Source organism: Paenibacillus sp. P22, assembly GCF_000469945.2.
Lineage (GTDB): Bacteria > Bacillota > Bacilli > Paenibacillales > Paenibacillaceae > Paenibacillus_O > Paenibacillus_O humicus.
Window position 1 is genome coordinate 1 of record NZ_CBRA020000164.1, and the last position, 17659, is coordinate 17659.

17 protein-coding genes and 2 pseudogenes are annotated in these 17659 nt (G+C 60.8%); 1 reads left to right on the forward strand and 18 read right to left on the reverse strand.

The features are described 5' to 3' along the window. The 8 genes and pseudogenes from BN871_RS20340 to lspA form a co-directional block, all read right to left on the reverse strand. Positions 1-344, reverse strand: a pseudogene (locus BN871_RS20340) (carbamoyl-phosphate synthase large subunit); the annotation flags it as partial. Further along, complete coding sequence (locus tag BN871_RS20345; protein WP_048748552.1) at positions 331-1476, reverse strand: carbamoyl phosphate synthase small subunit; 1146 nt, start codon at positions 1474-1476, stop codon at positions 331-333. The pseudogene BN871_RS20340 and the gene BN871_RS20345, both read right to left, overlap by 14 nt. Before the next feature lie 12 nt (positions 1477-1488). Then, positions 1489-2787 carry a dihydroorotase gene (locus tag BN871_RS20350; RefSeq protein WP_048748553.1) on the reverse strand — a complete coding sequence of 433 codons (1299 nt, stop codon included), beginning with the start codon at positions 2785-2787 and terminating at the stop codon, positions 1489-1491. Positions 2788-2818: 31 nt separating this feature from the next. After that, positions 2819-3722 (reverse strand): annotated as a pseudogene (locus tag BN871_RS20355) (aspartate carbamoyltransferase catalytic subunit). Positions 3723-3728: 6 nt separating this feature from the next. After that, a complete protein-coding gene (gene pyrR / locus BN871_RS20360; RefSeq protein WP_048748563.1) occupies positions 3729-4283 on the reverse strand; it encodes a bifunctional pyr operon transcriptional regulator/uracil phosphoribosyltransferase PyrR in 555 nt (184 codons plus the stop codon). Positions 4284-4709: 426 nt separating this feature from the next. Further along, positions 4710-5945 (reverse strand): LL-diaminopimelate aminotransferase, encoded by a 1236-nt coding sequence (locus BN871_RS20365; RefSeq protein WP_021879788.1) that lies wholly within the window; start codon positions 5943-5945, stop codon positions 4710-4712. Between the two features lie 197 nt (positions 5946-6142). After that, complete coding sequence (locus BN871_RS20370) at positions 6143-7120, reverse strand: RluA family pseudouridine synthase (RefSeq protein ID WP_021879789.1); 978 nt, start codon at positions 7118-7120, stop codon at positions 6143-6145. A gap of 39 nt (positions 7121-7159) precedes the next feature. Further along, positions 7160-7681: a signal peptidase II gene (gene lspA, locus BN871_RS20375; RefSeq protein ID WP_048748554.1), complete on the reverse strand. Its 522-nt coding sequence runs from the start codon at positions 7679-7681 to the stop codon at positions 7160-7162. Between the two features lie 155 nt (positions 7682-7836). Between lspA and BN871_RS20380 the strand changes: the two genes are divergently transcribed. Next, on the forward strand, positions 7837-8541 hold the full coding sequence (locus BN871_RS20380; protein ID WP_048748555.1) for a TraR/DksA C4-type zinc finger protein: 705 nt from the start codon (positions 7837-7839) through the stop codon (positions 8539-8541). Between the two features lie 140 nt (positions 8542-8681). Here the strand turns inward: BN871_RS20380 and BN871_RS20385 are convergent, their stop codons facing one another. The 10 genes from BN871_RS20385 to BN871_RS20430 all read right to left on the reverse strand — a co-directional run. After that, positions 8682-9017: a DUF5665 domain-containing protein gene (locus BN871_RS20385; RefSeq protein ID WP_048748556.1), complete on the reverse strand. Its 336-nt coding sequence runs from the start codon at positions 9015-9017 to the stop codon at positions 8682-8684. 263 nt (positions 9018-9280) lie between these two features. Then, positions 9281-12382, reverse strand: coding sequence for an isoleucine--tRNA ligase (gene ileS, locus BN871_RS20390; protein ID WP_048748557.1), 3102 nt, complete (start codon positions 12380-12382; stop codon positions 9281-9283). 456 nt (positions 12383-12838) lie between these two features. Further along, the gene (locus tag BN871_RS20395; RefSeq protein WP_048748558.1) at positions 12839-13336 is read right to left on the reverse strand and encodes a DivIVA domain-containing protein; all 498 of its coding nucleotides are present in this window, start codon (positions 13334-13336) and stop codon (positions 12839-12841) included. Between the two features lie 217 nt (positions 13337-13553). Next, positions 13554-14336 carry an RNA-binding protein gene (locus BN871_RS20400; protein ID WP_021879796.1) on the reverse strand — a complete coding sequence of 261 codons (783 nt, stop codon included), beginning with the start codon at positions 14334-14336 and terminating at the stop codon, positions 13554-13556. 9 nt (positions 14337-14345) lie between these two features. Continuing rightward, entirely contained in the window at positions 14346-14615 is a 270-nt protein-coding gene (locus BN871_RS20405) for a YggT family protein (RefSeq protein ID WP_021879797.1), read from the reverse strand. 7 nt (positions 14616-14622) lie between these two features. Then, positions 14623-15069: a cell division protein SepF gene (locus tag BN871_RS20410; protein ID WP_048748559.1), complete on the reverse strand. Its 447-nt coding sequence runs from the start codon at positions 15067-15069 to the stop codon at positions 14623-14625. Beyond that, positions 15066-15782 (reverse strand): YggS family pyridoxal phosphate-dependent enzyme, encoded by a 717-nt coding sequence (locus tag BN871_RS20415; protein WP_048748560.1) that lies wholly within the window; start codon positions 15780-15782, stop codon positions 15066-15068. The genes BN871_RS20410 and BN871_RS20415 overlap by 4 nt, the downstream gene beginning before the upstream one ends. A gap of 5 nt (positions 15783-15787) precedes the next feature. Continuing rightward, entirely contained in the window at positions 15788-16648 is an 861-nt protein-coding gene (gene pgeF / locus BN871_RS20420; RefSeq protein ID WP_048748561.1) for a peptidoglycan editing factor PgeF, read from the reverse strand. 118 nt (positions 16649-16766) lie between these two features. Beyond that, positions 16767-17051, reverse strand: coding sequence for a YlmC/YmxH family sporulation protein (locus tag BN871_RS20425; RefSeq protein ID WP_048748565.1), 285 nt, complete (start codon positions 17049-17051; stop codon positions 16767-16769). 143 nt (positions 17052-17194) lie between these two features. Then, a partial coding sequence (locus BN871_RS20430; protein ID WP_048748562.1) for a sigma-70 family RNA polymerase sigma factor occupies positions 17195-17659 on the reverse strand: 465 nt, incomplete at its 5' end.

Here is a 17659-nt window from a genome sequence, read left to right on the forward strand (position 1 = left end):
AGCTTGACGTTCTCGCGCTCCAGCACGCCGGCGCGGGCGAGCTCGACCGCCATGTTGAGGCCGGTCTGGCCGCCGAGCGTCGGCAGCAGTCCGTCGGGACGCTCCTGGCGGATGATCTGGGACACGAAGTCCAGCGTGATCGGCTCGATGTACACCTTGTCGGCCATGTTCGTGTCGGTCATGATCGTGGCCGGGTTGCTGTTGATCAGCACGACCTCGTAGCCTTCTTCCTTCAGCGCCTGGCAGGCCTGGGTTCCGGCGTAGTCGAACTCGGCGGCCTGGCCGATGACGATCGGGCCGGAGCCGATGACGAGGATTTTTTTGAGCAGATTATTTCTGGGCATACAGCAGCTCTCCTTTGGACGCATCCGACAGCTGGGCTTGGCGCGGTCTGGACGGGTTGTTGCGGCGGTGGGTGCGGATCATCTCCAGGAACTCGTCGAACAGATAGCTGGAATCGAACGGCCCTGGAGCCGCCTCGGGATGGTATTGGACCGAGAAAGCCGGATATTCGTTATGCTTCAGGCCTTCAATCGTCTTGTCGTTGTTGTTGATATGGGTCACGGTCAGCTGCGTGCCGGCGATCGACGCCTCGGGCACGGTGTAGCCGTGGTTCTGGCTCGTAATGTAGCAGCGGCCGGTGGCCAATTCCTTGACGGGATGGTTGCCGCCGCGATGGCCGAATTTCAGCTTCTCGGTATCCGCGCCGCAGGCGAGGGCGAACAGCTGATGGCCGAGGCAGATGCCGAAGATCGGGTACTCGCCGAGCAGCTGCTTCACCGTCTCCACCGCGTAAGGAACGTCCTGCGGATCCCCAGGGCCGTTGGACAGCTGGATGCCGTCCGGATTCAGGCGGCGGATCGTCTCCGCGGACGTGTCATGCGGCACGACGACGACGTCGCAGCCGCGCTTGGTCAGCTCGCGCAGGATGCCGCTCTTGGCGCCAAAGTCCATGAGCACGATTCGCTCGCCGAAGCCGGGGCTCGTGAACACCTGCTTCGTCGACGTGCGGGCGACCTGATCGGTCATCAGGGATGCGCCGGTCAGCTGCTCGACGATCGCCTCGACGCGCTCATTGCCCGTCGTGATCATGCCCTTCATCGTGCCGAAGTGGCGCAGCTTGCGGGTGAGCATCCGGGTGTCGATCTCGCTGATCGCCGGGATGCCGTGCTCCTTGAGCAGCCGGTCGAGGGATACCTGGGCGCGCCAGTTGCTCGGCACCGGCTCGTGGCGGCGAACCGCAAAGCCGTGGATGAACGGAGCGACCGTCTCGAAGTCGTCGCGGGTGATGCCGTAGTTGCCGATGAGCGGGTACGTCATCGTGACGATTTGGCCGCAATAGGACGGATCGGAGAGAACCTCCTGGTAGCCTGTGATGCCTGTATTGAAAACAACCTCGCCGGGTTTGGATGTCTCGGCGCCGAACGACTGGCCCGCAAATACGGTTCCGTCCTCAAGTATCAGTCTAGCTTGCATCCGTATCACTCCTTAAGCTGTATGGTTGGACCAGACGACGCTGCCGCCCACGACGGTGGCGACAGGCCAACCGTGAAGCTTCCAGCCGCCGAACGGCGTGTTATGGGATTTGGAATGGAATTTCTCGGGCTCGACGGCAAGCTCGCTCTCCAGATCGAGAACGGCGATGTCGGCCGGCGCTCCCGCTTCCAGGCGGCCGCTGTCGAGGCCGAACACGGAGGCCGGAATCTCGGTCATGCGGCGGAGCAGGAAGCCGAGCGTCCATTTGCCGGTGCGGACGAAGGTCGTGTACAGCAGCGGGAAGGCCGTCTCGAAGCCGACGATGCCGAACGGCGCGAGCTGCATGCCGCGGGCTTTCTCCTCCTCGGCATGAGGAGCGTGATCGGTGACGATCATGTCGATCGTGCCGTCCTCCAGCCCTTGCAGCACAGCCTCCACGTCGCGCGGCGTACGCAGCGGCGGGTTCATCTTCCAGTTGGAATCCATGCCCGGGATGTCCTCGTCGCTCAGCACCAGATGATGCGGGCATACTTCCGCCGTCACCTTGACACCGACCGACTTGGCCAGACGGATCAGCCGGACCGACTGCTCCGTGCTGACATGACACACATGGTAGTGGACGCCGGTCGCCTCGGCGAGCAGCACGTCGCGGCCGACATGGATCGCTTCCGATTCGTTCGGAATGCCCTTGATGCCGTTGTCGTGGGCGAATTTGCCCTCGGATACGTACAGCCCTTCGACGAGGCTGTCATCCTCGCAGTGCGCGATGATCGGCATGCCGATCGACTCCGCCAGAGCCATCGCGTCCTTCATCATCCCGGCGCGCTGCACGCCGACGCCGTCATCCGTGAAGCCGATCGCGCCGGCTTCCTTGAGCGCCGCGAAGTCGGTCAGCTCTCTTCCCAGCTGGTTTTTGGAGATCGCCGCGTATGGCAGCACCTTGACGCCGTTGCCTTCCGTGCGCGCCTTGTCCAGCACGTAGCGGACCGTCTCCGGCGTGTCGATGGCAGGCCTCGTGTTCGGCATGCAGGCGATCGTCGTGAAGCCGCCGGCCGCCGCGGAGCGCGTGCCCGTGGCGATATCTTCCTTATGCGTGAAGCCCGGGTCGCGCAGATGGACGTGCATGTCGATGAAGCCTGCCGACACCAGCTTGCCCGAAGCGTCCAGCACCTCGTCCGAGGCGGCTGCCGGAGCTTCTCCTCCGACGATCTCCGCGATGACGCCGTTCTCGATGCGGATATGCTTCTTCTCCAGCTCCCCGGCCGCGTCGTTCCAGACCAGGCCGTTCACTACCCATTTGATGGATGCCATGTATGTGTTCAATCTCCTCTCGTGAGTCCCGTTAACCTCTGAGTGCCCGTTCGATGACCGCCATCCGCACCGGAACCCCGTTCTGCATCTGGGGGAAAATCCTCGACTGCGGATGCTCGACCAGATCGCCGTCGATCTCCACGTCCCGGTTGACCGGAGCCGGATGCATGATGATGGCGTGAGGCGCGATCCGCGCCGCCCGCTCGACCGTCAGGCCGTACTGCTGCCGGTACTCCTCCGCCGACTTGATCATCCCGTCCTCATGCCGCTCCAGCTGCACGCGCAGCATCATGACGACATCCGCCCGGATCGCTTCCTCGATGCCGATGTAGGGTGCGTCCAGCTCGCCGGCCCTCATGTTGCCGGGGGCGGCAGAAGCTGACCTTGGCGCCCATCTCCCGCAGGCCGATCAGGTTCGATCTGGCGACGCGGCTGTGCTTGATGTCCCCGATGATCGAAACGCTCAGTCCGCTCAGGCTGCCGAACTGCTGGCGCATCGTGTACATGTCCAGCAGCGCTTGCGTGGGATGCTCGTTGTTGCCGTCGCCGGCATTGATGAGAGGCACCTTGATCCGCTCCGCAAGCTCCTGCAGCACGCCGGCCGGCTTCAGCCGGATGACGCCCGCATCGATGCCCATCGACTCCAGCGTCCTTACCGTGTCGTAGATGGATTCGCCCTTCTGCACGCTCGATACCGCAGCGGAGAAGTTCAGCACCTCGGCGCCGAGGCGCTTCTCTGCCACTTCAAAGCTGAATCGCGTGCGGGTGCTGTTCTCGAAGAACATATTCGCCACGAAGCGCCCTGCCAGCGCATCGCCGACCTTCACGCTCTGCTGCTCCCAGTAGGCCGCCCTCGACAGGATGGACTCGATCTCTTCCCGGCCCATCCCCTTCAGCCCGAGCAGGCTTCTCTGCATCAGCTGTATTGCCGTCATATCCGCTCATCCTCCTTGATGAATGATTGTCACGATGTCTTCCCCGTCCACTTCAGTCAGCGCTACGCGGATGTTCTCTTCCTTGGAGGTTGGCACGTTCTTGCCTACATAATCGGGACGGATCGGCAGCTCCCGGTGTCCGCGGTCCACGAGCACGGCAAGCTGGATCGACTGCGGCCGGCCCTGATCCATCAAGGCGTCCATCGCCGCGCGGATCGTGCGTCCGGTGTACAGGACGTCATCGAACAGGATGACACGCTTGTCGTGGATCAGAAGCGCGTTGCCGGCTCCGTCTGTCGTCGTGAAGCGGATCGTCTCTCCCTCGACGCGCCGGTCATCCCGGTATCCCGTAATGTCGAGCTCGCCGCAAGCAACCGGCGTGCCTTCGATTTCGCGGATCTGTTCGGCGATCCTGCGCGCCAGGTAGACGCCGCGGGTGCGGATGCCGATCAGCACGCAGTTCTCGATGCCCTTGTTCTTTTCGACGATTTCGTGGGAAATCCGGGTGAGTCCACGGCGGATGGCCGTGTCGTCCATGATGGCTCGTTTCTCGTTCAGAATCATGGGGCTGCTGCTCCTTCCGGCCGGTTGGGACCGGTCCGATTCGTTAGGCTTATCCTCTGTCAGCGGGACAAAAAAAACTCTCCTTGCCGGGTACATCAGCAAGGAGAGAGTTTTAGAAGCCGCGCAGGGAGAAGAGGGCATGATCGGCCGCGCGGCAGGACAAGCCAGGGGCATGGCCATGCAGGGCCGCGCACCTCGCTTCGTCCCGGCCGCTCGCGCCGGATGCCGATGTGATCTTCTTCCTGACAGCGGCTGCTGTTCACGCTACCTTGCCAGCCTCTCTGGACTGAGTTAAAGGTACTGCCGTTATCGGTACTGATTATCCCATGCGCCAGCGAGGAAGTCAACCGCTAAAAACGATATTTTTGCATAAAAATACCCCATTGTGTATAAATACAACGGGGTTTTCCGGTCTTTGGGATATTATAGGCTGAGATTGCGGATGCGCTCAACCGCTTTTTCCGTGTTCTCGCGGCTGCCGAACGCTGTCAGGCGGAAGTAGCCTTGACCGCTCTGGCCGAAGCCGACGCCCGGCGTGCCGACGATGTTCGCTTCCGACAGCAGCTTGTCGAAGAACGCCCAGGAATCCATGCCCTTAGGCGTTTTCAGCCAAATGTACGGAGCGTTGACGCCGCCGAACACTTCAAGGCCGAGCGAGGCCAGACCGTCGCGGATGATGCGGGCATTCGTCATGTAATAATCGACGAGGCCGGAGATCTGCTCCTTGCCTTCAGCGGAGTAGATCGCTTCCGCGCCGCGCTGGGTCACGTAGGAGACGCCGTTGAATTTGGTCGTGTGGCGGCGGTTCCACAGGTCGTTGACGACGACTTCGCTGCCGTCCTTGTCAAAGCCCTTGAGCTCGCGCGGCACGACGGTGTAGGCGCAGCGGATTCCCGTGAAGCCGGCCGTTTTGGAGAAGCTGCGGAACTCGATGGCGACTTCGCGCGCGCCCTCGACTTCATAGATGCTGTGCGGAACGTCTGCTTCGGTAATGAAAGCCTCGTACGCCGAGTCGAACAGGATGAGGCAGTTGTTCTCGCGCGCATAGTCGACCCATACCTTGAGCTCGTCCTTCGTCAGCGTCATGCCGGTCGGGTTGTTCGGGTAGCACAGATAGATCAGGTCCACCTTGCGGTCCGGCAGGGAAGGCTTGAAGTCGTTCTCCGCCGTGCAGTCCAGGTAGACGATGTTCTCGTAGCGGCCGATTCCGCTGTCGAACAGGCCGGAGCGGCCCGCCATGACGTTCGTGTCGACGTACACAGGGTACACAGGATCCTGAACGGCTACGATGCTGTCCGTGCTGAAGATTTCCTGGATGTTGCCGACATCGCATTTGGAGCCGTCGCTGACGAATACTTCATTGGACTTGATATCCACGCCGCGCGCCTTGTAGTCGTTCTCGATGATGGCGTTCACGAGGAAATCATAGCCCTGCTCAGGGCCGTAGCCGCGGAAGGTGCCCGGAACAGCCAGCTCGTCGACGGCAGCGTGCATCGCCTTGGTGACGGCCTCCGGGAGCCCGCGGGTCACGTCGCCGATGCCGAGGCTGATGATCTCCGCCTGCGGATTGTCCTGGATGAACTTCGTGCGGCGCTTGGCAATTTCCGAGAACAGGTAGCTGCCCTGCAGATTGAGGAAGTTGGAGTTGATTTGAGTCATGGAATGGAATCACCTTTCGTCCTGTATGATAGGCCCCGGTCGAAGGTCGCGATGCCGCTCGTCCGGCTGCCGGCTACAATCCAGCATAGCTCAGCGTGGAAGTGGTTTTAATAGAGCATTTCGAGAAATGTTTGCATTAATTGCCTCTCGCCCGGCACAGATTGCTGCGCAATTGACTTCATCCCGGCAGGGAAAAATCAACGGTTTCTCAGGCTGTGCAGCACATGCTGCATATCGTCGGGAATCGGCGCTTCGAACTGCAGCCGCTCTCCCGTACGGGGATGCGTGAATCCGAGCACAGCGGCATGGAGCGCCTGGCCGGCCAGAGCGACTGTTTTTGCGCGTCCGTATACCGGGTCTCCCGCCAGCGGATGCCCGATATATTTGAGATGGACGCGGATTTGATGCGTGCGGCCGGTCTCCAGCTGAAGCTCCAGCAGCGTATAGTCGCCGAGCCGCTCGATCACGTTGAAGTGCGTCACGGCGTGCTTGCTGCCTTTTGTCGTGACGGTGAACATTTTGCGGTCCTTGTCGTCGCGTCCGATCGGAGCGTCGATGGTGCCGATGTCGTGATGCATGTTCTCATGCACCAGGGCGATGTACTTGCGGGTGACGCTGTGATCCTTGAGCTGCGCCGCCAGCGACAGATGGGCAAGGTCGTTTTTGGCCGCCATGAGCAGGCCGGACGTATCCTTGTCGATGCGGTGGACGATTCCGGGGCGCAGCATGCCGTTGATGCCCGACAGATCCTTGCAATGGAACATCAGCGCATTGACGACCGTGCCGGACGAATGGCCGGGAGCCGGATGCACGACCATGCCGCGAGGCTTGTTGATGACGATGACGTCTCCGTCCTCGTAGACAATGTCCAAAGGAATATCCTCCGGCACGATTTCAGCGGCCTGAGGCTCGGGTACGGCAACCTGCAGCAGATCGCCTTCGGAGAGCTTGTAGTTGGCTTTCGCAGGGCGCCCGCCTACGAGAGCAGCCCCCGAGGCGATCCATTCCTGCACCTGCGTGCGGGAAACGGAAGGGTCGTTCACCTTGTCCGTAATGAACTTGTCGAGACGCGTCTTGGCGTCCTCGGCTGCGACCGTCCATTCCAGGACAGGCTCGGCCCCATGCTCCTCGTCGAGGCCGGAGACGCTTGGGTTGATAGTGGTTTCTTCATTCATGCGTGATTCAGTCCTTACTTCATTGTTGGTAGTCGCCGATTAAGCGCCGCTCGTGCTGTCGCTTGCGCCGGGCTGATCCGCTTCCGGAGAAGCGGCATTGCGCCGCTCGCCGAGGAAGGTATCGAGAATGATGAGCCCGACTCCGATCGTGATGGCCGTATCCGCCAGGTTGAATACCGGGAACGAATAGGAGCCGAAGTTGAAGGAGAGGAAATCGACGACATGTCCGTACAGGAGACGGTCGATGAAGTTGCCCAGAGCTCCTCCGAGCACGAGTCCGAGCGCCGTCAGCAGCAGCGTCCGCCCCGATTTCCGGCTTTGGTGGATGTACCACATGATGCCTGCCGCCACGGCGAGCGTGATCAGCAGGAAGAAGGCGCGCTTGCCCTCCAGAATGCTGAAGGCCGCCCCCGTATTGCGGATGGATGTGATGACAAAAAAATTCCCGATTACTTTAAGCTGCTCGTACAGCTCGAGCCGGCTGGAAATGACCCATTTGCTGAGCTGGTCCAAAACGATGACGACGAGCGCCAACCAATATGAATACCCTTTGAGCCTCAAGCGATTCCCTCCTCATCCGTCCCATTGTAGCATATCGCTTCAGCAAGGAGCCACCGCGGAGGCGGCCGTGCCGTTTCCATAGAAGCCCATCTCTAATCGAGACGATAATCGACCACACTAGTATCGATATATCTGTGAAAGGTGTGTGTCAAACGATGCCTCATTCCGACTCGTTTCTTGCCCGCATGCGCGGGCGGCTGATCCAAGAAAAACAGGAGCTGGAACTGCTGCGCAAGGAAACCCAGCATGACGGCCTGCTCAATTCCCTCCGGGACGAGACGGGCGAGCTGTCCACGATCGACAACCATCCGGGAGATATCGGCACGGAAATGTTCGAGCGCGAGAAGGATCTCATGCTCCAGGACAAGCAGGACATGCAGCTGGTCCGGGTCGAATCCGCGCTTGCCGCGATGGAGGACGGCTCGTATGGAACCTGCATCCAGTGCGGCGCCGATATTCCCACGGAGCGTCTTGAAGCGCTGCCCGATACCCGCTACTGCATCGATCATGCGCCGCGCGATCATGTGTCGCACAGCCGTTCCGACGCCTTGTCCCTGCTGCCGATGCCCTTCGGCCAGTCCGACAAGGACGACGACGCGTACAACGGCTTCGACGGCGAGGACGCCTGGCAGATCGTCGAGCGCTGGGGCAATGCCGACTCCCCAGCCATGGCCGAGATTCCAGGAGACAGCTACGACAACGTGGGCAGTGAGGCCGGCGAGAACGACGGGTACGTGGAGCCTTTGGAGAGCTTCCTCGCTACCGATATTACCGGCACGCATGTCTCTGTTGTCCGGAATCGGGAGTACAAGCAGTACATGGAGCAAGGAGAAGGCGAGGAGCTCGGAGAGGAAGAGTAGTCGGAAGGCTGCGAAGCCTGCAGCCCTTCGCCGCCGCCTGCCGCAGCTCCGTCCGATTCGACAGGCCGAAACCGCCTGAACTTCTGCCTCATTGGAATGATTCCGGTCCGTTCCTCCTTCGACGAATGAACGCTTGAATGTTATTGATAGCCGTTTTTGCCCTCCAGCTGGATCTGAACGATTCGGACAATATCCGCGATGTAGTCGCCGATAATGGGAAGATTCAGCTGGCCGAGGGCTTGAAGGATGTACAATATCGTTGCGGCAAATACGGTCAGCCCGATCGCGTACCCGACCCCTCTGGAGATGCCGGCGACGACGTTGCGCCATATGAGCGACAGCGGCCGATTGAGCAGATCCACGTATCCGGCCATTTGAGAGCGTTCCAGATCCATTGCGATCTTCTCCAGCCGATCCTCGAGCCGGCTGCTTTTTTCGAGCTCAGCCCGTTCTTCCCTGCGCTTGTCTTCGCCCATGCCCCGCCTCCGTTCGTTTTCCTGGACGTCCTCTCTTCTTCCGGCTGCTTTGCTTTCTCGACGCGAAAAAGAGGCTTGGACTTTCGTCCGTTCGACCTCTAGTATGTCCGATTGGAGTCTGGAGGATTCTTCCTCTTCCCAAGCCGAATGCAGCCGAGCAGGCAGACAAGAAACCCCCTGAAGGGATTCCTTCAGGGGGTCGGCTTTGGCTGGCGCCGTGGAGCAGCCGGAACTCATTCCGCTGCCGGCCTGGACCGAACCGTTCAGCGGATGAGCAGGCCGAACTCGCGTTCTCCGAAAGCGACTCTTTCCATGCCTTCGGCGCTATCAAACGAGACGCTGCTCAGCAGGACGCTGTCCTGCAGCAGGCTGTCGAATGCCTGGAGAGCAGCCGTCAGCTCCGCATCGGCATCAAGCACGAGATCGACGCGCTTCTCGATCGGCAGATCGAGCTTCTTGCGCGTGTCCTGCACGGCGCGGATGACTTCCCGCACCCAGCCCTCCTGCTCCAGCTCCGGCGTGATGTCCGTATTGAGCGCGACCGTGAGGCCGCCGCCCGATGCGGACGCGAAGCCCGGCTTCGCCTGCTTCTCCACGAGCAGCTCGTCTAGAGCGACCGGAACGTCCTCGCCGTCAGGCGTCGTGAAGACGAAGCTCCCTCCTTGAACGATCGCGCGGGCCGTATCGGCATCGAGAGCTTTCAGATGAGCCTGGATCGGCCCGACGTTCTTGCCGAATTTCTTGCCCGCCACCTTGAGGTTGAGCTTCAGCGCGAAGTCGACGAAGCCGCTGTCGGAATGCTCCACCGTAATGCCCTTCACATTGATCTCATCCTTGATGATGTGTTCGTATTCGGCAAGCTCGAAGTCGCCGCTCAGAGAAACGATCAGCTCGGACAGCGGCTGGCGGGTTTTGATGCCCGTCTCGTTGCGCACGTTGCGGGCCAGCTCGACGATCTGGCGGGCCGTCTCCATGTCGCGCTCAAGCGCTTCGTCGATGGCGGCATCGTCGACGACCGGATAGTCGGCGAGATGGACGCTGCCCTTTCCGCCCAGATTTCCATATACGTCCTCGGCAAGCAGCGGCGCGTAAGGAGCGATCAGCTTCGACAGCGTCAGCAGCACATGCCGCAGCGTGCGGTAGGCGTCCAGCTTGTCGCCGGTCAGGCCGCTGCCCCAGAAGCGGTCGCGCGAGCGGCGGATGTACCAGTTGCTCATCTCGTCGACGAAGGCCTCGATGGCCTTGGCGGAATTGAGGAAATCCCAGCCTTCCAGCCCTTTGACGACGTCGCGCACGAGCGAGTTGAGACGGGAGACGATCCAGCGGTCCAGCTTCGCCTCGGAAGCCTGATGCGGATCGGAAGCGGGGTCGTACCCGTCGATGTCCGCATACAGAGCGAAGAACGCATGCGTGTTGACGATCGTATCAATGACCTTCGACTTGGCTTCTCCGACAATGCCGCGCGAGAACTTCTTGCTGTTCCATGGAGCGCTGTCGGCCAGCAATGCCCAGCGGAACGCATCGGTGCCGTACTCGTTGATGATTTCCCACGGGTCGATGACGTTGCCTTTGGACTTCGACATTTTCTGGCCGCTCTCGTCGAGCACATGGCCCGTAGAGATGACGGCCTTGTAAGGGGCGCGTCCGTTATACAGCGTCGAGACGGCCAGCAGGCTGAAGAACCAGCCGCGCGTCTGGTCGATGCCCTCGCAGATGATGTCCGCCGGATACTGCTCGGCGAAGCGGCCTTCGTTCTCGAACGGATAATGCTGCTGGGCGAACGGCATGGAGCCGCTGTCGAACCAGACGTCGATGACTTCAGGCGTGCGGGTCATGACCGCCCCCTCCGCGAACGGACTGTGCAGCTTCACTTCGTCGACATACGGCTTGTGAGGCTCAAAGTCCTCCGGCAGCTCCGTCGTCGCGCGCGCCCGCAGGTCGGCGAGGCTGGACGGCGCGTATTCCTTGCCGGTCGCTTCGCAGATCCAGACGTTGAGCGGCGTTCCCCAGTAGCGGTTGCGGCTGATGTTCCAGTCGACGAGATCCTCGAGGAATTTGCCGAAGCGGCCCTCGCGGATATGGCCCGGATACCAGTCCACGCCGTTGTTGTTGGCGATGAGCTGATCCTTGACGGCCGTCGTCTCGATGAACCAGCTTTCCGTGGCGTAGTACAGCAGCGGCGATTTGCAGCGCCAGCAGAACGGATAGCTGTGCTCGTACTTCTCTTTGGAGAAGAGCAGTCCCTTCTCGCTCAGCTTGCGCACGATCTCGATGTCGACCTCTCCGTCCTTGACGAAGCGGCCGGCCCAGTCCGTCACCTCGTCGACGTAACGGCCCTGCGAGTTGACGACGGCCAGCAGGCCGATGCCGTTTTTGCGGGCGGCCTTGTAGTCGTCGTCGCCATGTGCGGGCGCGATGTGGACCATGCCCGTGCCGCTCGTGTCGCTGACGAAGTCCGCGCCGATGACGACATGGCCGTTCTCGATCGGGACATAATTGAACGGCGCTTCATACGGAAGTCCGACCAGCTCGGAGCCCTTCACGCTGCCGACGATTTCCGGCTTGTCATCCCCCTTGAACACGCTCTCCACGAGGCTCTCGGCGACGAAGTACACCTCGCCGTCCCGCTTCACCTTGGAGTAGGTCAGCTCCGGATTGACGGCGATGGCCGTGTTCGCAGGAAGCGTCCATGGGGTCGTCGTCCATGCGAGCAGATGGCCTTCCCCATTTTTCAGCGGGAACTTGACGGTCGCGCTGAGATCCTTGACATCCTCGTAGCCTTGCGCCACTTCATGCGAGCTGAGAGTCGTCTGGCAGCATGGGCAGTACGGGCTGACGCGGTGGCCGCGATACAGCAGACCTTTGCCATGGATGGTGGACAGGATATGCCATACGCTCTCGATGTAGCTGTTCTTCAGCGTGATGTACGGATCGTCCATATCCGTCCAATAGCCGATCGCTTCCGTCAGCTCGCGCCATTGGCGCTCGTATTCGAACACGCTGTCCTTGCATTTCTGGACAAAGGCCTCGACGCCGTAGTTCTCGATCTCCTGCTTGCCGGAAATGCCGAGCTGCTTCTCCACGCCCAGCTCGACCGGCAGGCCATGCGTATCCCAGCCCGCTTTGCGGATGACGCGGTAGCCCGACATCGTCTTGTAGCGGCCGATGAAGTCCTTGATGACGCGGCCCAGCACGTGGCCGATGTGGGGAGCCCCGTTTGCTGTTGGCGGCCCTTCATAAAAGACGAAGTTCGGCTTGCCCTCCCGGTTTTCGATCGAGGCCTTGAACGTCCCTTCCTCTCTCCATCTCGCCAGCACCCGCTCCTCGCGGCTTCTCGCCTTTTCCTTGACATCCACTCTCTGCATACTTGACACGCCCTTCTCTTGAGAAAATAAAAAAGCCCGCCCCTGTGTAAAGGGGCGAGCATGACTCGCGATACCACCCTAATCGCCCTGTCGCCGTGGAAACAGGTCCCTGATTGGACCGTGCTTCGCCTCAGCATAGGCATCTCAGCAGCGGATGCATATCTGCCATCCGCGTTCCCTATAACGTGGGACTGCCGGCGGGGCTTACTCGGCACGAAGCGCACAAGGCTCCGGGCTGTTCGGCTCCGCTTCTCGGAGAGGATGTTCGGCTGAAGTTCGAACGCCGGCTTGCAGCAGGATGCCGGCTCTCTGGGGAACGACCGTTCAGCGTACTCGTTCTCGTCGACGAAATTGACTGTTATCCATCATGTCGCGATAAGGACCTGCAGGTCCATTATCGTCGCCAAAATCTATTTCTATACTACATACAGCAGTCCCTGTGTGTCAACCGCCGCTCTAATAGTTCGAGCCTTCCAGAGACAGGCTGCTCGAGGCGTTCTCCAGCTTGTCCCAGCCGTCCTGGGCGAGCAGCTCGAGCTGCGCCTCGACCAGCGTCCGGAAGCGGGTCCGGTAAATTGAAGCCTGTTTCTTGAGCTCCTCCACTTCCAGCGACACCTTGCGGGATTTCATCATGGAGTCGTTGACGATGCGGTCGGCATTCTTCTCCGCTTCCTTGATGATCAGCTGCGCTTCCTTCTTGGCGTTGCCCCTCACCTCGTCCGCCGCCTCCTGGGCGACGATGATCGTCTTGCTCAGCGTCTCCTCGATATTGGCGAAGTGGTTGAGCTTCTCCTGCAGGTTCAGGATCTGGTTCTGAAGATCCTTGTTCTCGCGGATGAGCGCCTCGTAGTCCTTGATGACCTGGTCCAGGAATTCATTGACCTCATCCTCGTCGTAGCCGCGAAGTCTTCTTCCGAATTCCTTGTTATGTATGTCCAATGGCGTCAGCGGCATTGGGGCACCTCCTGTTGGGTTTGTTCTCGTCGTAAGCCGATCGTTGGTGATATCCCAATTCGACAGTTCCGGGCAAATTCCTGCAAATTTCTGATCCACGCCAAAAATATCCGTCCTCCCTATATCGGTCGGGACGGCGGCATTTTTTGCTGTCCATATAAGGATGGCTCCATGCAGCGCATGGAGCCGAGCCGTCCTAGCTCCCGGGGAGCCGGTTTCAGATGAATTTGCCTGCCTTGACGCGTATCCGGCCTTTCTTGGTCATCCCGTCGACCTCCAGCAGCTTGAACCTGCCGAGTCCCTTGATGGACACGACATCTCCTTCGCGAAGCTGCTTCGAAGGATCCTCCTCGCCCTTCCAGTTGACCCGGCAGCGCCCGGCCCGGATCGGCTCGACGATCTTCGCCCGGCTGATCCGATAGACGTCGCTGCAGATGCCGTCCAGCCGCATGGACGCGACCGTGAAGCTCATCTCTTCCATCCGGCTGACGACCGGGCGCAGCTCCGACAGCGGCTTGACCGCCGTCAGCACGCTGAGCTTGTGGACCTGGCGGAAATGCACGTTCAGGAAGCCGGCGATCTCGTCCGCGACAAGCAGCTGGGCTCCATCCGGACCGACATGGATGTCTCCGATGCGGTCGCGCTTGATTCCGAGCCCCAGGACGGCTCCCAAGTAGTCGCCGTGATCCAGCTCCAGATGGCCGCCGGATACAGCTTGCACTTCAAGGACGGATATGCCCGTATCCTCGCCCTCCAAATAACGATACGAGGGAGCAATCAGCGCCCGCCTGCGCTCCGCTCCCTCGTATCCTCCATCCAATCGAACGCCGACGTCGGGCTCCCGATTCGCGAGCGACATCAGAATCGATGCCTGCCGGGGATCGAGGAAATCCGTCCGCTTCAGCTCGTGAAGCTGGGCCGAGCGTCCGATCCACTCCAGGGCGCGGTCGACGAAAGGCCGCTCCTCCGGATGAAAATGCTCATAAAGGCCGTCTGCCACTGGGCTGCCTTAGGAGAAGAAGAAGCCCAGCACGCCGATGATGCCTTGCGCGACAAAGCGCAGAGCGATCAGGGCGACGATCGGGCTGATGTCCAGCATGCCGCCGATCGGCGGGATGAAGCGGCGGAAGATGCTGAGATAAGGCTCGACGATCTTGCCGAGGAACTGGCCGATGAAGCTCTCGCGGGCGTTGGGCAGCCATGAAAGCAGAATGTATCCGAAAATCATAAAGTAGTAAATCGATTCCAGGGTGTGGACGATCTCTTTGACTTGCTCCAAGCCAAGGTCACCTCATTTTTCTGTAGTCTTCGTCAGCAAGCATTTCGGTTATGGTGCCCTGAACATCGACAGAATCCGGCGTGCAGAGAAAAATATTCGGGCCGAGCTTGGAAATGCTTCCGTTCAGCGCATATACGGTGCCGCTGAGGAAGTCGACGATCCGCACGGCCAGATCCGTCCGGACGCGCTGCAGGTTCACGATGACGGAACGCCGGTTGCGCAGATGGTCGGCGATCTCCTGCGCCTCGTCATAGGAACGGGGTTCGTTCAGCACGACGCGCATGTTCTTCTGCGAATGGATGCTGACGATATTGCTGCCTTTGGTTGGTTTACGCATTTCGGATGCCGAGGTTTCAACTTCGTGATCCTCATGCTGATGGACGGGCTCGCGCTCGATGATCTCTTCTTCGTCCTGCAAGCCGAAATAGTTCATGAACCGGTTAAGCACCTTCATACCAGCTCCTCCTCTTTGCCTACGAGAATGGTTCCAAGCCGCACCCATGTCGCGCCTTCCTCAACCGCTGCCTCGAAGTCGCCCGACATTCCCATCGAGAGCTCCGTCAGCGGCTCCGCGAACCAGCTCTCGCGGTTGGCCAGCTCCATCAGCTCCCGCAATCCGCGGAAGACCGGACGCGCTGCCTCGGAATCCTCGTCGTGAGGCGCCATCGTCATGAGGCCGATCGGCTTCACGCCAGGATAGGCCGCAAGACCCGAGGCGAGATCCCGGAGCTGCTCCGGGGCGATGCCGTGCTTGGAATGTTCCGCGGATACATTGACTTGAATGAAGCATGGGACCACGATGCCGAGGCTCCTGGCCTTCTTGTCGATTGCATCCGCCAGGGAAAGCCTGTCCAGCGAATGGATGTATGTAAACTTGCCTATGACGTCCTTCACCTTGTTCGTCTGCAGCGAACCGATAAAATGCCAGACGGGAGCTTCTCCCGCTCCGCAGGAGCCTTCCGGAAACGCCTCCCACTTGTCCTTGGCGTCCTGCCAGCGGTTCTCGCCGAGATGGACGCAGCCGCTGTCCAGCGCTTCCCTGGTCCTCCCGAGCGATACATACTTCGTCACCGCGATGACGTTCACTTCCTCCGGGCTGCGCCCGCTCCGGGCGCAAGCCTCCGCGATCCTTCTATCCACTTCCGCCTTCCGCTCTGACAGCGACAAAAGCGTCACCTGCTTTCCATGCCGATCCAGCTTGCCATCCGCCCCGTGCCGCCGCCTTCCATCCGATGGGAGAAGAACAAATCCATGCGGCAGCCGGTGCACCACTGCGTAACTTCTATATTCGACGGCATAATTCCTGCTTTTATCATAATCTGTCGGTTGAGCTCTTTCAAGTTCAGCCGGCCGTGGCCCGGCGTCTCGCCGTGAATGACCGGGTCGGCTGAAGCGATTCCAGCTTCGGCAAGCTCGCCGAGCAGCGGGCGGACGCGCCCCAGGACGGCTTCGTCGACCTCGTAGCAGCATGCTCCGATCGACGGTCCGACAGCTCCGCGGATGTCGGCAGGCTTGCTCCCGTACCGGCTGCCCATCGCTTCGACGGTCGCGCGGGCGATTCCCCCTACGGTTCCCTTCCAGCCCGCATGGGCAAGCGCCACCGCTCCTCTGGACGGGTCCCAGAAGTACAAGGGCACGCAGTCGGCGTAAAAGGAAACGAGCAGAACGCCCGGCTCATCCGTCATCAGCGCGTCCGTATCCGGGACGGCCGTCGCGCGCGAATCGCGTCCGCGCCCGGCATCGCCGCGGCTGATGGCCTGGACGGCGCAGCCATGCACCTGCTCTCCGCAGGTGAAGGACTCATAGGGCCAGCCAAGCGCATCGGCCAGCCGCATGCGGTTCGTCCGGACAGACGCGTCGTCGTCCCCGACATGCAGCCCCATATTCAGGGAAGCCCAAGGCTCCCGGCTGACGCCGCCCTGCCGTCCGGTGAAGCCGGCCGTAACGCTGCCGCCGCCGGTCCATGATTCCAATAAAAAAAGCGAAGCTTCCTTCGCCGGGTTCCCGTTATCGCGCGGAACGAATGCCTCCATTTTGCCATCACCTCCAGCCTAGTGTACCATGGCCGGCGCGGAGCGGGGAAGGCGGGGCGGCTCCGCCGCGGCTTTTTCTGGCGGCTGTTCGCCAACAGGTTTTCCTCGCGGCTGTTCGCTACAGCTTCTCCTGGATGTCGTCATCCTCCAGATACGCCTTGACCCCGCCGGCGTTCTCCATCCGGACGAGCACGACGTCGGCGCCGATCTTGACGATGTTGCGCCACGGAATGATGAGATCCGCCCCGCTCCCGAACATGCCGAAGAAACGCGTGAAATTAGGCACGACGATGGAATCGATGCGCCCCTGCCTCAGATCGATTTCCATGTCGCTGATTTGGCCGAGCTTTTTGCCGTCGACGATATTGATGACGTCCTTGGTTTGGAATTCGGATATTTTCATGAGCATGCGCGCCGCACTTCCCGTCCTGGAGGTCTAGTGCTCCCAGTATATGACGGAAGGCGGCCGATCAGCCCAAGCCCGCATGAAAAAGGCGCCCGAAGGCGCCTGGAGTTCGTCATGGAGCCTGGCCGCAGCGGCCAGCCTCAGCTCTTGACATGCTTCTGAAGCTGCTGGATGGCCGACTTCTCGAGGCGGGACACCTGCGCCTGCGAGATGCCGATCTCGTCGGCCACCTCCATCTGCGTCTTGCCGTCGAAGAAGCGCATCGACAGAATCATCTTCTCGCGCTGGTTCAGCTTGTGCATCGCCTCGCGCAGGGCGATCTCCTCGATCCAGCTGATGTCCTTGTTGCGGTCGTCGCTGATCTGGTCCATCACGTAGATCGGGTCGCCGCCGTCATGATAGATCGGCTCGAACAGGGAAACCGGATCCTGGATGGCGTCCAGGGCGAAGACGACGTCCTCCTTCGGCACGCCGAGCGCCTCGGATATCTCGAAGATCGTCGGCTCGCGGGAATTCTGGTTCGTGAGGCTGTCGCGGACCTGCAGCGCCTTGTAGGCGATATCCCGCAGCGAGCGCGATACCCGGATCGGGTTGTTGTCCCGCAG